The sequence below is a fragment of the Ensifer sp. ZNC0028 genome (genome assembly GCF_000799055.1).
Classification (GTDB): Bacteria; Pseudomonadota; Alphaproteobacteria; order Rhizobiales; family Rhizobiaceae; genus Ensifer.
This window is the reverse complement of record NZ_JTLA01000002.1, coordinates 1-14,599: the sequence shown is the minus strand read 5'-3', so window position 1 is coordinate 14,599 and position 14,599 is coordinate 1. Positions and strand designations below refer to the sequence as shown.

Sequence of the window (14,599 nt, the reverse complement as noted above, 5' to 3'; positions counted from 1 at the left end):
CAGGGCTTTTGTGGTTCTGAAGCCGCGGTTTTGCTCGTGGCGCCACGACAGTGGCTGCAATGCGCGAGCGGAGTGAGACTTCACTCGGTTTTTTGACGACGGAACACGGTTTGCAGCTTGCCCTTGGGGCCGGCGATGCGCCTATGTTTCGTCAAGCAGGTTCAACGTCCGATCGAACGCGTTCGATCGGCCTTCGTTTTCAAGGGATCGCCAAATGGCCCGTTCAGCACTTCTCAATGTCATGGTTCAGGCCGCCTTCAAGGCGGGCAAGTCGTTGTCCCGCGATTTCGGCGAAGTCCAGAACCTGCAGGTCTCGCTCAAGGGACCCGGCGACTATGTTTCGCAGGCCGACCGCAAGGCCGAAAAGCTCATCCGCGAAGAACTCCTGAAGGCTCGTCCGACCTATGGCTTCCTCGGCGAGGAAGGCGAAGAGATCATCGGCACCGACGGCGCCCATCGCTGGATCGTCGATCCGCTCGACGGCACCACCAACTTCCTGCACGGCATCCCGCATTTCGCCGTTTCGATCGCACTGGAGCGCCAGGGCGAGATCGTCGGCGCTGTCGTCTTCAATCCGGCGACCGATGAACTCTACACGGCCGAGCGCGGCGGTGGCGCCTTCCTCAACGACCGTCGTCTGCGCGTTGCTGCGCGCAAGCATCTTTCCGATGCCGTGATCGCCACCGGCACGCCGCATCTCGGCCGCGGCAACCACGGCAAGTACCTGATCGAACTGCGTCACGTGATGGGCGAAGTCGCCGGCATCCGCCGCATGGGGTCGGCTGCACTCGACCTTGCCTATGTCGCTGCCGGCCGTTTCGACGGCTACTGGGAGCGCGACCTTGCCGCCTGGGACATCGCCGCCGGCGTGCTTCTCATTCGCGAAGCCGGTGGCTGGACGCACGATATCAACGGCGGCGCCCGCCCGGTCGATGACGGTTCGGTCATCTGCGGCAACGAATACATCGTCAAGGCGCTGACGGAAGTCGTTCACCGCCCGGTGCCGACGAAGTAAGTCGCCATCCCTTTCGTTTCAAAGCCTCCGACGCGCAGCCCGCATCGGGGGCTTTGTTTTTGGTGCGAAGCTGGGCGGAGCAACACGACACTGCCACAGGCCCGTGCCTAACTGGCGACCTGCAGGCCGCGACGCGATCGCGGCTGCATGCACAAATTGGCCCTTGAATCGATTTCGGTTTCAGGAATTATGCGATAGGCTCCGGGCCGGCGCGGCGCCGTTCCGTCAAGTGAAGCGGAGATACTCATACCCATGACGAAACTGCATCTGTCCGGATGGAACGGTCGGGAAGGCATGGAAGACGGCTACAACCCGCATAAGCTCTCGAGCCCCATGCACTATTTCTGGACGATGGTGGTCTTTCTCATCATCGTCGGCTTCGTGGGTGCGATCCTCTTCCGCCAGGCGCAGAATGCCTTTCTCGCCAATCCTGGCCTCAACGGCCTGATCCTCGGCGTCCTGCTGATCGGCATCCTGCTCGTCTTCAACCACGTGCTGGGTTTGCGTCCCGAAGTGCGCTGGTTCAATTCGTTTCGTGCCGCCGGCAGCGCCGACAAGGTCGGGCGTGATCCTGTGCTGCTCGCGCCGATGCGGGCCCTGATCGGCGGTCGCCAGACGGCGATCTCGACCACGGCGCTGCGGTCGATCCTCGATTCCATCGCCACCCGCCTCGACGAATCGCGCGACATTTCGCGTTACCTGACCGGGCTTCTGGTGTTTCTCGGCCTGCTCGGCACCTTCTGGGGTCTGCTTGGAACGATCGGCTCGATCAATACGGTCATCCAGTCCCTGGATGCCGGATCGGGTACGACGGAAGACATTCTCTCGGCACTGAAGAACGGCCTGTCGGCACCGCTCACCGGCATGGGCACGGCGTTTTCGACGTCGCTTTTCGGCCTTTCCGGTTCGCTGATCCTCGGCTTTCTCGATCTGCAGGCCGGGCGGGCGCAGAACCGTTTCTACACCGAGCTTGAAAACTGGCTCTCCTCCGTGACCGATGTTGGCTCGGAGCTTTCGCCGGCGCTCGACCTGCCCGCCGGCGCGCCGGTCGAGGAGCTGAAGAGGCTCACCGACCAGCTCGTCCGCCTCAACCATGAGGGCGGCGCGAACCAGCGCACGACCGCCGCCATGGCAAGCCTCGCCGAAGGTATTCAGGGGCTGGTCAAGAACATGCGCGGCGAGCAGCAGATGCTGCGGGACTGGATCGAAGCCCAGCAGGACGAAGCCAAGGCGATGCGCAAGACGCTCGACAAGCTGGCGTCGCGTGTCGGCATCTCCGACCGCTCGTCTGCGCATGACAAGCCGGCCGTGCCGGCCAAGGCGCGCGTGGAAGAGACCGGAGGGGAATGATCCATGGCGCTCGCGCGAAAAGGCCGCTCTCAGCGCACGATCGACTATTGGCCGGGCTTCGTCGACGCGCTGTCGACGCTGCTGCTGTCGATCATGTTCCTGCTGACCGTCTTCGTCCTCGCACAGTTCCTGCTCAGCCGTGAGATCAGCGGCAAGGACGAGGTACTCACGCGACTGAACAGCCAGATCAACGAGTTGACCCAGCTTCTTGCGCTCGAAAAGAGCGGCAAGCAGGATCTCGAGGATTCCCTTGCCAATCTGCAGGCGTCGCTCGCCACCTCCGAGGGCGAACGCTCGCGGCTTCAGGCCCTGCTCGACCAGGGTGCTGGCAGCTCGGACGCCGCCAACCAGAAGATCGGCCGTCTCGGCTCTGAGCTTGAGACCGAGCGCGAAGTCAGCGCGCGGGCGATGAGCCAGATCGAACTCCTGAACCAGCAGATCGCGGCGCTCCGCAGCCAGATTGCCGCCATCGAGGTGGCGCTTCAGGCATCGGAAGCCAAGGACCAGCAGTCGCAGACCAAGATCGCCGATCTCGGCCGGCGGCTGAACGTGGCGCTGGCCCAGCGGGTGCAGGAACTTAATCGCTACCGTTCGGACTTCTTCGGACGCCTTCGGGAAATTCTCTCCGACCGCGAAAACATCCGCATCGTCGGCGACCGCTTCGTCTTCCAGTCGGAGGTGCTGTTCCCGTCCGGCGGCAACGACCTCAATCCGGCGGGGCAGGCGGAAATGGCCAAGCTCGCCACCGCACTGCTCGATCTCGCCAAGGAAATCCCCGCCGAAATCAACTGGGTGCTGCGTGTCGATGGCCACACCGACAATGTGCAGCTTTCCGGCGCCGGGCGTTTTGCCGACAACTGGGAGCTCTCGTCGGCGCGCGCGACCTCGGTGGTCAAGTTCCTGATCTCGAAGGGCGTACCGGCGGACCGCCTGGTTGCTGCAGGCTTTGGCGAGTACCAGCCGATCGCGCCGGGCGAAAGCCCGGAAGCGCGGGCGCAGAACCGCCGCATCGAGCTCAAGCTGACCGAGAAGTAAGCTTTCGGCCCCGCGAGCGTCCCGTCGTCGGTGACGCCAGTCCGGCCCTTGAATTGACCTTGACGTACGCGTAACAGTTGCTGCAGCCATTTCGATGGCTGCGGCAACTTTTGCGTGTCAGGGCGTGGGGTGCCGGATGGGATGCGAGGGGGAGAGCATTTCATGGATTGCGATGTATTGGTTATCGGCGCGGGCCTTGCCGGGCTTGTCGCCGCAGCGGAGGCGGCAGCACTTGGGCGCAGGGTCATCGTGCTCGACCAGGAGGGGGAGCAGAACCTCGGCGGACAGGCCTTCTGGTCGCTGGGCGGTCTGTTTTTCGTCGACAGCCCCGAACAGCGCCGCATGGGTATCCGCGACACCCGCGAGCTTGCCCGGCAGGACTGGGCGGGCTCGTCGCAGTTCGACCGTCCTGAGGATCACTGGCCGCGGCTCTGGGCGGAAGCCTATCTCGATTTTGCCGCGGGCGAGAAACGCTCCTGGCTGCACTCGCTCGGCATGCGCTGGTTTCCTGTGGTCGGCTGGGCGGAGCGCGGCGGTGGCCTTGCCCACGGCCACGGCAATTCGGTGCCGCGCTTTCACGTCACCTGGGGCACCGGCCCGGCGGTGCTCGAACCGTTCATCCGGCTGACGCGGGAGGCGGAAAGCCGCGGTCTCGTGCGCTTCCGTTTCCGCCACCGGGTCGATGAGCTCGTGACCACCGACGGCCGCGTGACGGGCGCGCGCGGTGCGCTGCTCAAGGACGATCCGGTCGGGCGCGGCGAACGCAGTTCGCGCGAGATGGTCGGCGATTTCGAGATTTCGGCGGGCGCGGTCGTCGTCACGTCAGGCGGTATCGGCGGAAACCACGATCTGGTCCGCCGCAACTGGCCGCGCAAGCGCCTCGGCCAGCCGCCGGCGACGATGGTCGCGGGCGTACCCCATCATGTCGACGGTCGCATGCTCGAGATCGCCAGCCAGGCGCGCGGCGCCGTCATCAATGCGGATCGCATGTGGCACTATACCGAGGGGTTGAAGAACTTCGATCCGATCTGGCCGGACCATGGCATCCGCATCCTGCCGGGGCCTTCGTCCTTCTGGTGCGACGCCGACGGCAACCGCTTTCCGGCACCGGCCATGCCCGGTTTCGATACGCTCGGCACGTTGAAGGCGATCCGCGACAGCGGCCATGACTACAGCTGGTTCGTGCTGACGCGGGCGATCATCAAGAAGGAATTTGCGCTTTCCGGTTCGGAGCAGAATCCCGATCTCACCGGCAAGAGCGTCGCCCTTCTGTTAAAGCGGCTCGGCAAGAACCCGCCAGGGCCGGTCCAGGCGTTCATGGACAAGGGCGAAGACTTCATCGTGCGTGATCGGCTCGACGACCTGGTGCCGGCGATGAATGCGCTGACCGGCGAGAACCGGCTGTCGCTGGAGCATCTGCGGCAGCAGATCGAAGCGCGCGACCGGGAAATCACCAACGCTTTCTCCAAGGACGCGCAGGTGACCGCGATCCGCGGCGCACGCGCCTATCGCGGTGATCGGCTGCTGCGCACCGCCAAACCGCATCGGCTGCTCGATCCCAAGGCCGGACCGCTGATTGCCGTCCGCCTGCATATCCTGACGCGCAAGACGCTCGGCGGGCTCCAAACCAACCTGTCAGGCCAGGTGCTGGAGCAATCGGGCGAGCCGGTGCCCGGTCTCTACGCTGCCGGCGAAGTCGCCGGCTTCGGCGGCGGCGGCATGCATGGCTACAATGCGCTTGAGGGCACCTTCCTCGGCGGCTGCATCTTTTCCGGGCGGGCTGCGGGGCGGGGTGCTGCCGGGGCGTGACGTGGTTGTTAGCTGAGGCGGCCCCTCACCCTAGCCCTCTCCCCGCGGGCGGGGAGAGGTGGCGGCAGCCCGATGACGGCTCCGCTCGGCCTGCTCGTCAATCCATCTGCACGTTGGCGTCACGCACGACCGGCGTCCACTTCGCCAGTTCCGCCTTCACATGGGCTTGCAGCTCTTCCGGGGTCGAGCCAACGATCGTGGCGCTAAATTCCTTCATGCGTTCGACGACGGCGGGATCCTTCAGCGCCTTGTTGGCCGCCTCGTTGAGGCGAGCGACGACCGGCTGAGGCGTGTTGGCCGGGGCAAAGAGCGCATTCCAGGTGTAGGTCTCGTAGCCCGGAATGCCGGCCTCGGCGACCGTCGGCACATCCGGGAAGGACGGTGTCCGTTCCGCCGTGGTCACCGCGAGCGCCCTCAGCGTTCCCGCCTTGATGTGGCTGGAGGAGGAGGGGAGGTTGTCGAACATGATCGGCACCTGGTTGCCGATGACGTCGTTCAGCGCCGGGCCTGCGCCCTTGTAGGGGATGTGCTGCATGCTGACGCCGGCCATCTTCTTGAAGAGTTCGCCGGAGAGGTGCAGCGGCGTGCCGTTGCCGGAAGACGCGTAGCTATACTCGTCGGGCTTGGCCTTCAGGAGCGCCAGCAGTTCCGCGACGTTCTTGGCAGGGAGTTCCGGGTTGACGACGAGCACGTTGGGCACGACCACGAGCAGGGAGATCGGCGCGAAGTCCTTCTCGGGATCATAGGGCTTGGTCTTCAGGATCAGCGGATTGAGCGCGTGGGTGGCGACCGTGCCCATCAGGATCGTATAACCATCCGGATCGGCGCGGGCGACATTGTCTGCGCCGAGATTGCCACCGGCGCCGGCGACGTTCTGGACGATCACCTGCTCGCCGAGGTCCTCCGACATTTTCTGCGCGACGATGCGGGCAACCACGTCGGTGGAACCGCCGGCGGCAAAGGGAACGACGAGCGTTATCGGCCGGTCGGGAAAGCCCTCAGCCAGTGCCGTCGAGCCAAGGGGCAGCGCCGTCAGCGCCATCAGGCCCAGCGCCAGAGTGGCACGCCGGGTCAGGTGCGAAAATGCCATGCGGTAGTCCTCCCGATCAATTCAGCAGAAAGCGATACCGGCCTCCTCGGCCGGCCCCATAACAATAGGGCTCGGCCTTCCGTCGGCAACCGCTTTACGGCAAATCGGAGGACGCTTTTCGCGCCGTGCGGTGCGTTCAGCTCTGCGCGTTGACGAACAGGGCCTCGGCGCCATGGTTGAACTGCAGCCGCGCCAGCTTGGCGTAGAGCCCGCCCTGGCGGATGAGGGAGGCGTGGGTTCCTTCTTCGACGATGCGGCCATGATCCAGCACCAGGATGCGATCGGCCTTCAGCACGGTCGCCAGGCGGTGGGCGATGATGATGGTAGAGCGCTCGTGCAGCAGGCTGTCGAGCGCCTTCTGGACCAGCGTCTCGCTCTCGGCGTCGAGGGCAGAGGTTGCTTCGTCAAGAAGCAGCACCGGTGCGTTCTTGAGGATGGCGCGGGCAATGGCGATGCGCTGGCGCTGGCCGCCGGACAGCGTGACGCCCCGCTCGCCGACATAGGTGTCGTAGCCTTTGTCGAGCCTGCCGATGAACTCGTCCGCCTGCGCGGCGACGGCGGCGGCGCGCACCGCCTCGCGGCTGGCATTCGGCATGCCGAAGGCGATGTTGTCATGCACGGACGAAGCGAAGATCGTCACGTCCTGCGGCACGATCGCAATCCGGTCGCGCAGATCCTTGGGGTCGACGGTGCGAATGTCGACACCGTCGACGCTCACCGCGCCCTTGGCGGGGTCGTAGAAGCGAAGCAGCATGGAGAAGACGGTGCTCTTGCCGGCGCCGGACGGCCCGACGATCGCAACGGTCTCGCCGGGCGCGATGTTGAAGCTGAGGCCATTGAGGCTCTTGTAGTCGGGCCGCGACGGGTAGGCGAAATGAACGTCGTCGAAGGTGATGGCGCCGGTTGCCGGCACCGGCATGGCGACCGGATTTTCCGGCGCCTGGATCTCGGGGACTTCGGTCAGAAGTTCGTTCAGCCGCTCGGCAGCGCCGGCTGCCTGCGAAAGCTCGCCCCAGACTTCCGAGAGCGAGCCGAGGCTGCCTGCGGCAAAGACCGAGTACAGCAGGAACTGGCTGAGCGTGCCGGCGGAGAGATTGCCCGAGAGCACGTCGTGCGCGCCGAACCAGAGAACGGCGACAACGCTGCCGAACACCATGGTGATGGCGAAAGCGGTGAGCACCGAGCGCGCCTTGATCGCCGCGCGCGCCGCGCCATAGGCATCCTCGACGGCGGCTCCGAAGTGGCTGTTGGCAAGCCCTTCGCCGTTGAAGGCCTGCACGGTGCGCGATGCGGCGATCGCCTCGCCGGCATAGGCCGAGGCGGCAGCCAGCGTATCCTGCGCCTGGCGCGAGCGGCGGCGCACGGAACGGCCAAAGCCGACGAGCGGGAAGACGATGATCGGGATAGCGATCAGAACCAGGCTCGACAGCTTGGGGCTGGTATAGACCATCATGCCGATGGCGCCGAGACACAGGATCAGGTTGCGCAGCGCGACCGAGGCGGTGGCGCCGACTGCGGATTTCACCTGCGTCGTATCGGCGGTCAGTCGCGAGACGATCTCGCCGGACTGGTTGACGTCGAAGAAGGAGGCGGAAAGGCGGGTGACGCGGTCGAAAACGCTGCGCCTCAGGTCGGCGACGATGCGTTCGCCGAGCGTGATCACGAAGTAGTAGCGCGCCGCACTCGCCAGCGCGAGCACGATGGCGAGCATCATCAGCATCGCGAAGTAGGTGTTGATGAAGCCGCTATCGGGACTGGAGAAGCCGTTGTCGACCATCCGCCTGACGGCGAGCGGCAGCGCCAGCGTGGTTACGGCGGCAAGGATCAGCGAAATGCTGGCGCCGACGACCAGATGACGATAGCGCGCGAGATAGGGAAGCAGCGTGGCGAGCGGGCGAATGGATTTGCGCGTTGGCGCCTGGTTTTCTCTTGACGACACTTGACCCCTTTCGCCAAACACGGAGGAAGGGATTGCCCATGAGTCTTCCGTGCGGCACTTGTTATCCCGCAGACCTTGATGTATAGGCACGGCATCGAATTGGGAAGCCGTGGCCGTTCAGCCGGTACGCGGCTTCATTTACGTGTTCGGTCTCGAAGTCGCAATGCCTTGCGACAATTGGACCCTGGAACTCTAGGAAGATCGTTATGAAGGCAGACATCCATCCCGATTACCACGTCATCAAGGTAGTCATGACTGACGGCACCGAATACGAAACCCGCTCGACCTGGGGTTCTGAAGGCGCCACCATGAACCTGGAAATCGACCCCAAGTCGCACCCGGCTTGGACGGGCGGCAACCAGCAGCTCATGGACCGCGGCGGCCGCGTCTCCAAGTTCAAGAAGCGCTTCGAAGGCCTCGGCCTCTAATCGAACGCCTCTTCGGCATTTCAAAAAGCCCGGGTCATTGGCCCGGGCTTTTTGCTGTCTTGGTTTTGGGAGATACGCCGGGCGCGGCGCTGCGGGCAGCGGCGCTCAGTCGCTGTTCCAGGCAAGGAGCAGGATGACGGCGTTATGTCGCGGTTCCTGATCCGACCAGTCGGCGATTTCCGCAAGTGGCAACGCCTCTTCCGTCAGAAGATCGAGATGCTTTTGCGTGGCGTCGATCGGATAAGCGCCCTCGGTGAGGTTTCTCCAGGAAACGTCGCAGTCGAGGCCCAGGCGTGCCAGAGTTTCGACGTAAGACACGACCTGCGATGCGCGCAGATTGTCGGGATGAAGGAAACCGGCGTCCGCGTCATAGTGTTTTCGGACGATGGCGTTCAAATGCGCAGCGATCGCCGGCCTCGGCCTCAGACGCGTCGCGATCATCCTCATCTGCTGGCAATAGAATCCGGAGCACTGATGGACCAGTCCGCGCCATTCCACGGCTGGGTTGAGAAAAGGGACGTGTCGTCGGAAGGCAAGGACGGGGATCGCCTGGAGCGTCTCTCGCGCCCTGCTGGAATCGAAGGCGTTCCATTCGGTCTCGAAGGCTTTGCGGGTCGGGGTCAGCATCTGGCTTGGCAGGACGACGCGTCCGGGGCTGAGTAGCGCCGCAGCGCTCTCGAGGAACCCGGGAAGCGGTTCCAGATGTGCAAGCCCGTTCGCGTCGCGGAAGGGAGCCAAGTCGGCTTCGGTGAGGATCATGTCCGATAAGTCGCTGTTTGCCGATGACGACGGGCGGCCGCCGCCGCTGCCGGTCGCAAAGAAAAACCCGCCGGCAATTGCTGTTACGGCGGGCTTGGTTTCTCAGATTTGTTTTTTGCGCGGCGTCAGTTGGTTCCGAAGGCCGTCTGCAGCAGCTTGATCTGCGCCTTGACGCCGTTCTGGTTGTCCGGAACGATCGCGGCCGCTTCGTGCGGGCGATAGATTTCGCGGTCGAGCAGGGCGACGCGGTTCTGCAGGCGCAGCGACCGCTCGATCAGGTCGCGGAAGGATTCCGGCAGCTCGGCCCAGCCCGGAGCGGACTTGTCGACGTTGAAGCTGTCGAGGCGAACCTTGCTCTTTTCCGACATCACCTGGTCGCGGCTCATCTCGCCGTTGTTGACGGCGCGCTGCAGCAGCAGCCAGGAGGCCATCTGCATCAGGCGGGTGGTCAGTCGCATGGATTCGGCTGCATAGAGCACCGACGCCATGCGCGGCAGGACCTTGGAAGCAGCGCGGCCGGGTCCGTCAAGATAGGTGGCCGTTTCTTCGACCAGTCCCATGCCTTCCGAATAGAGTGTCTTGAATTGTGCCGAGGACGCCGCGTGTCCTGCGAAACTGACCGTATTCAATCCTCTCTCGGACATGACCTGTTTTCCCTGGTTCAAACGCATCACGACAGTCAGGTAGGGGACGGTTATGGGAAATAAATCCTTGCCCGTCTCTATGCTTGAAGAATGATCCGATAGCGCATTTCGCGCAAGGGCATTCTTAAGAAAGGGTTAATCTCCACAGTTCTTTAGATAAACCTATGCCAAAACAAAAAAAGAGCCGCGGAAAGCGGCTCTCAAGGTAAAACAGGGAGAAAAATCAGACCCATTCGCCAGTCGGAGAAATTGTCTGAAACCGGAAAGCTCCGGATGCCCTGACAATCGCAGATAATGCTTAATGCCGCGTTAAACGCGCTCCGTTTTGCTGCGGTGCGACCTTACGCCGCCGGATCAGCGAAACAGGTTCTCGGCGGCCGAGCGGCTGGCGGATTTGCGTGTCCGCTCCGCCTCCAGCCGAGTGATCTCTTCGGTGAGAAGCGCGATGCGCTGCGTCAGCTCATCGACGGACAGCAGCGCGAGATCGCTGCCGATTTCATGGGCCACCTTCTTCTGCGGCCGGTCGTCGTCAAACAGGCTCATCCGACTGATCCTCCCATTCCGGACGCTTGTCCGGTTCGTTGTGTGCTTCTTCGAACGGGGCTGCGCGCGGCGAAAGCTGCAGGCTTTCCGGGGTCGTCGGCGCACCGGCATTGACCGGCGAGAAGGCGTCGCGGTCGGAGACCGGAACCGGTGCGCGCATCCGGCTGCGGATGATGGCATAGGCCGTGATCAGGATATGGGCGCAGGCGGTGATCATGAACAGGCCGTAGGGGCCTGCCGCGGTCATGACCGGGCCGCCGATCGTCGGGCCGATGATGGTGCCGATGCCGTAGAGCAGCAGCAGGCCGCCGGACACCTTGACGAAGTCTTCGGCCGTCGCGAAGTCGTTGGCGTGCGACACGGCGATCGGGTAGAGCGCGTTGGCCGCAGCGCCGTAGATCGCGATCAGCGTCAGCACGATCCAGACCTGGCTCGGCTCGATCAGGAAGATGAGGAGCCCGGCAAGGGCGCCGATGCCGGCAAGCGCGGCGAGAACGTAGCGCCGGTCGATGCGGTCGGAGAGGCGACCGGCCGGCAACTGCATGACGGCGCCGGCAAAGATCGCCACGCTCATCATGGCCGCCACGGTGCTGTCGGAAAGTCCCGCCTGGCGGCCGAAGACGGCGCCGAGCGTGCCGAAGGCGCCGTTGGCGATGCCGACGAGCAGGATGCCGAGGAAGGAAACCGGCGAGTTTTTGTAGAGGCCGCGCAGGTCGAGGCTCACCTTCTTCAACGGTTGCGGCGAGGCGGCCTTGGACATAAGCGTCGGCAGCATGGCGACGCAGTAGAGAATGCCGCAGATCATGAAGAAGATGCTGGTCGACGTATCGCCGAAGGGGATCATCATCTGGCCGCCGACGACGCCGAAGAGCGTGATGGCGATATAGAGCGAGAAGATGACGCCGCGGCTCTCGTTGGTGGCGCGCTCGTTCAGCCAGCTTTCGATGATCATCGAGGTGCCGGCCGTGGAAAAGCCGGTCAAGGCCCTCAGGATCAGCCACCAGGTCGGGTCGATCAGGATGCCGGTGAGCAGCGCGACGATCGCGATCAGCGATGCAAAGACGCTGAAGGCGCGCACGTGGCCGATGCGCTTGACGACGGTGGGCGCAAAGAAGCAGCCGAGCACGAAGCCGGCAGCCCAGGATGTGCCGATCAGGCCGAGGATGGTGGTGGGATAACCTTCAGCGGTGCCGCGCACCGGAAGAAGCAGCCCCTGCAGACCATTGCCCAGAAAGAGAAACAGCGTGCCGAGCAGGAGGGCGGCGACAGGGAGCAGGTTCTTTCTCATCATTCATCCGAAATTCGTTCTGCCGTCAGCAAGTTAGGGCGGTGCCTCGTGAATTGCCAGCCGGTTTGTGATTGCAGCGCCTGGCGTTGCCGCAGGTTTTGTCCTTCGATCGGAGACGAATGACGCAACATGCGGCGGCCGGTCATTGCAAATCGCCCGCGGAAACACTAGCCCTTTTTGCTAGGCGCAACGTATCGCTAGTCCTCGGGGGAGGCGGTGCTGCGTGCGACGAAGAGTGCCGGTGTTGCGAACGCTTCACCGGTCGAGGCAGCCTCCCGGTAGACGAGGGCAACATGCAGAAGGCGATCGCCCTTTTTCTGCTTCTGATCATGGCCATTCAGCTCCTCTGGCCGATCGGCATTCCGGGGCTGCGCCGCCGTCGCGATTTCTGGAAGATCGCGGTCTTCGCCATCGTGATGATGATGGTGACAGTGTTGATCCGTCCCTGACGCAGCCGCCGCGCCGCAACTCCCCGTTACCTTTGGAACTCCATCGCCTGCGGCTCACCGCTACCTTGGTTGCGAAACCTGTCGTTTCAACCAGAAAAGGGCGCAGGACAGATGGGAAAGAAAGCGCTAAAGTGCGAGCCTCATTCGGGAGATGACTTCGAGGGTTTCTTGGAACGCCGGCTTGCTGCCATTCTCGCTGCCGATGTCGTGGGGTACAGTCGCCTGATCGGCGCTGACGAGACCGGTACGTTGGCCGCGATGAAACGGCACAAGAGCGAACTCGTCGATCCGAAGATCACCCGTCACAAGGGACGCATCGTCAAGCTCACCGGCGATGGCATCCTCGTCGAATTCGCAAGCGTCGTGCACGCGGTCGCCTGCGCCGTCGATATCCAGCGTGGCATGCTGCTGCGCAATGAAAGCGTTTCGCCGCTCAAACGCATCGAACTCAGGATCGGCGTGCATCTCGGTGACATCATCGTCGAAGATGGCGACATCTTCGGGGATGGCGTCAATGTCGCGGCGCGCCTCGAAGGCCTGGCCGAACCCTCCGGCATCGCCGTCTCGGCTTCCGTGCGCGACCATGTCGGCGCGCGCCTGGATGTCGGCTTCATCGACAAGGGCGAACACACGCTGAAGAACATCGCCGCCGGCGTGCATGTCTATTCGGTGGCGCTCGGTGCACCGACCAAGGTCGCGTCGGCGCCGAACGGATCGTGTCCGGTGGTGCTCGACGATGGCTACGGGCTCTCGGTCGGCGTACTGCCCTTCACCAATATGAGCCACGATCCGGAGCAGGAGTACTTCTCCGACGGCATCACCGAAGACATCATCACCGATCTTTCGAAGATATCGAAGCTGCACGTCGTCGCCCGCAACACGGTGTTCACCTACAAGGGGCGATCGGTGAAGGTGAAGCAGGTGGCCCAGGAACTCGGCGTCCGCTACATCCTCGAAGGCAGCGTACGCAAGGCGGGCGCGCGGGTGCGCATCACCGGCCAGTTGATCGATGCGCTGACCGGCACGCATCTCTGGGCCGATCGCTACGACCGGGACCTGACCGACATCTTCGCCATCCAGGACGAAATCACCCATGCGATCGTCGACCAGCTGAAGATCAAGCTGTTGCCGGCAGAAAGGCGGGCGATCGAGAGCGACCCGACGACAAGCGTCGAGGCCTACACCTACTATCTGCGCGGCCGGCAGTTTTCGCATGCCTGGACGCGCTCCTATCTCCTGCTCGCGCGGCGCATGTTCATGAAGGCGGTGGAACTCGATCCGGATTTTGCCCGCGCCTATGCCGGCATCGCCGATTGCGAGTCGGCGCTGCGTGACTGGCACGAGGACGAGTTTCCGCTGCAAAGCATCCTGTCCATCACAGACAGGGCGCTGGCGCTCGATCCAGACCTCGCGGAGGCCCATGCATCCCGTGGTCTGGTGCTTCACCAGGACGGCCAATGCGAGGAGGCGGTTGCCGCCTTCGAGCAGGCGCTGACGCTCGATGCCGGGCTCTACGAGGCGAACTTCCATTATGGCCGCTTCCTGTTCATGCAGGGCGCGTTCGAAATGGCGATCCAGTTCTTCAAGCGTGCCGCCGACATCCGGCCGGACGATTACCTGTCGCCGATCCACCTGATGAGCGCCTATCGCACGCTCGGCCGCGACAGCGAACGCAAGCAGTGGGCGCGCATCGGCATTGCCCGGGCGGAGCGGGCGCTGGAGCTCAATCCGGAAAACTCGGGCCCGGCCCATCGCGGCGCGCTGGCGCTTGCCCATATGGGCGAGGCCGACCGTGCGCGCGAATGGGCAGCGCGGGCGCTGGCGATCGATCCCGATGACGTGGTCGCCCGTTACAACACGGCCTGTGTCTATTGCATCCTCGGCGATATCGACGCGGCGCTCGATCTTCTCGAGACCTTGCTGCCGCAGAGCTCCTGCTACCAGTTGCTCTGGTTCAAGCAGGATTCAGACCTCGACGCCGTTCGCCACCATGTCCGTTTCCAGGCGATGGTCGAGGCGATCGCAAAATGCGAGGCCGGATTGCGCTGAACCGCCGGACAGTCGTTGCCATCCGGCGGCTCGCACTTGCTTAGTGGTGACCCTGGCGGGATCCCTGAGGGGCGCTGACGCGCCCGGCGGTCAGCCACCAGATGGCCGCTCCGGTCACAAACAGCATGGCTGTCGCCACCATCACGACCGCGGTAAACGCTCCTTCGAAGGAGAGGCGGGCACGGGTCACCAGTTCGCTCG

The 14,599-nt window shown here is 63.9% G+C and carries 13 protein-coding genes; 7 read left to right on the top strand and 6 right to left on the bottom strand.

What is annotated here, in order from left to right; all coding sequences use genetic code 11:
• Positions 1 to 214: 214 nt before the first annotated feature.
• The 4 genes from L981_RS00105 (at position 215) to L981_RS00090 (ending at position 5,209) form a co-directional block, all read left to right on the top strand.
• Positions 215 to 1,015: an inositol monophosphatase family protein gene (locus L981_RS00105; protein WP_034806132.1), complete on the top strand. Its 801-nt coding sequence runs from the start codon at positions 215 to 217 to the stop codon at positions 1,013 to 1,015.
• Positions 1,016 to 1,267: 252 nt separating this feature from the next.
• Positions 1,268 to 2,365, top strand: a complete 1,098-nt coding sequence (locus L981_RS00100) for a MotA/TolQ/ExbB proton channel family protein (RefSeq protein WP_043610616.1) — start codon at positions 1,268 to 1,270, stop codon at positions 2,363 to 2,365.
• Positions 2,366 to 2,368: 3 nt separating this feature from the next.
• Positions 2,369 to 3,400, top strand: a complete 1,032-nt coding sequence (locus L981_RS00095; RefSeq protein ID WP_043610615.1) for a peptidoglycan -binding protein — start codon at positions 2,369 to 2,371, stop codon at positions 3,398 to 3,400.
• A gap of 162 nt (positions 3,401 to 3,562) precedes the next feature.
• On the top strand, positions 3,563 to 5,209 hold the full coding sequence (locus L981_RS00090; RefSeq protein WP_043610614.1) for an FAD-binding dehydrogenase: 1,647 nt from the start codon (positions 3,563 to 3,565) through the stop codon (positions 5,207 to 5,209).
• Positions 5,210 to 5,306: 97 nt separating this feature from the next.
• Here the strand turns inward: L981_RS00090 and L981_RS00085 are convergent, their stop codons facing one another.
• Both L981_RS00085 and L981_RS00080 read right to left on the bottom strand, forming a co-directional pair.
• Positions 5,307 to 6,299, bottom strand: a complete 993-nt coding sequence (locus L981_RS00085) for a tripartite tricarboxylate transporter substrate binding protein (protein WP_043610610.1) — start codon at positions 6,297 to 6,299, stop codon at positions 5,307 to 5,309.
• Positions 6,300 to 6,435: 136 nt separating this feature from the next.
• On the bottom strand, positions 6,436 to 8,238 hold the full coding sequence (locus L981_RS00080; protein ID WP_043610608.1) for an ABC transporter transmembrane domain-containing protein: 1,803 nt from the start codon (positions 8,236 to 8,238) through the stop codon (positions 6,436 to 6,438).
• Between the two features lie 206 nt (positions 8,239 to 8,444).
• Between L981_RS00080 and rpmE the strand changes: the two genes are divergently transcribed.
• Positions 8,445 to 8,666, top strand: a complete 222-nt coding sequence (gene rpmE / locus L981_RS00075) for a 50S ribosomal protein L31 (protein WP_034806140.1) — start codon at positions 8,445 to 8,447, stop codon at positions 8,664 to 8,666.
• Positions 8,667 to 8,771: 105 nt separating this feature from the next.
• Here rpmE and L981_RS00070 read toward each other — a convergent pair whose 3' ends face one another.
• The 4 genes from L981_RS00070 to L981_RS00055 form a co-directional block, all read right to left on the bottom strand.
• Complete coding sequence (locus L981_RS00070; RefSeq protein ID WP_043610607.1) at positions 8,772 to 9,425, bottom strand: hypothetical protein; 654 nt, start codon at positions 9,423 to 9,425, stop codon at positions 8,772 to 8,774.
• 125 nt (positions 9,426 to 9,550) lie between these two features.
• Positions 9,551 to 10,069: a DUF1465 family protein gene (locus tag L981_RS00065; RefSeq protein WP_043610604.1), complete on the bottom strand. Its 519-nt coding sequence runs from the start codon at positions 10,067 to 10,069 to the stop codon at positions 9,551 to 9,553.
• A 354-nt stretch (positions 10,070 to 10,423) separates the two neighbouring features.
• Positions 10,424 to 10,612: a DUF1192 domain-containing protein gene (locus tag L981_RS00060; protein ID WP_043610601.1), complete on the bottom strand. Its 189-nt coding sequence runs from the start codon at positions 10,610 to 10,612 to the stop codon at positions 10,424 to 10,426.
• Positions 10,599 to 11,900: an MFS transporter gene (locus tag L981_RS00055; RefSeq protein ID WP_043610753.1), complete on the bottom strand. Its 1,302-nt coding sequence runs from the start codon at positions 11,898 to 11,900 to the stop codon at positions 10,599 to 10,601. The genes L981_RS00060 and L981_RS00055 overlap by 14 nt, the downstream gene beginning before the upstream one ends.
• 293 nt (positions 11,901 to 12,193) lie before the next feature.
• Between L981_RS00055 and L981_RS34935 the strand changes: the two genes are divergently transcribed.
• Positions 12,194 to 12,349 carry a hypothetical protein gene (locus L981_RS34935; protein WP_090299729.1) on the top strand — a complete coding sequence of 52 codons (156 nt, stop codon included), beginning with the start codon at positions 12,194 to 12,196 and terminating at the stop codon, positions 12,347 to 12,349.
• Positions 12,350 to 12,460: 111 nt separating this feature from the next.
• On the top strand, positions 12,461 to 14,398 hold the full coding sequence (locus L981_RS00050; protein WP_156133925.1) for a tetratricopeptide repeat protein: 1,938 nt from the start codon (positions 12,461 to 12,463) through the stop codon (positions 14,396 to 14,398).
• The last annotated feature ends 201 nt before the right edge of the window (positions 14,399 to 14,599 follow it).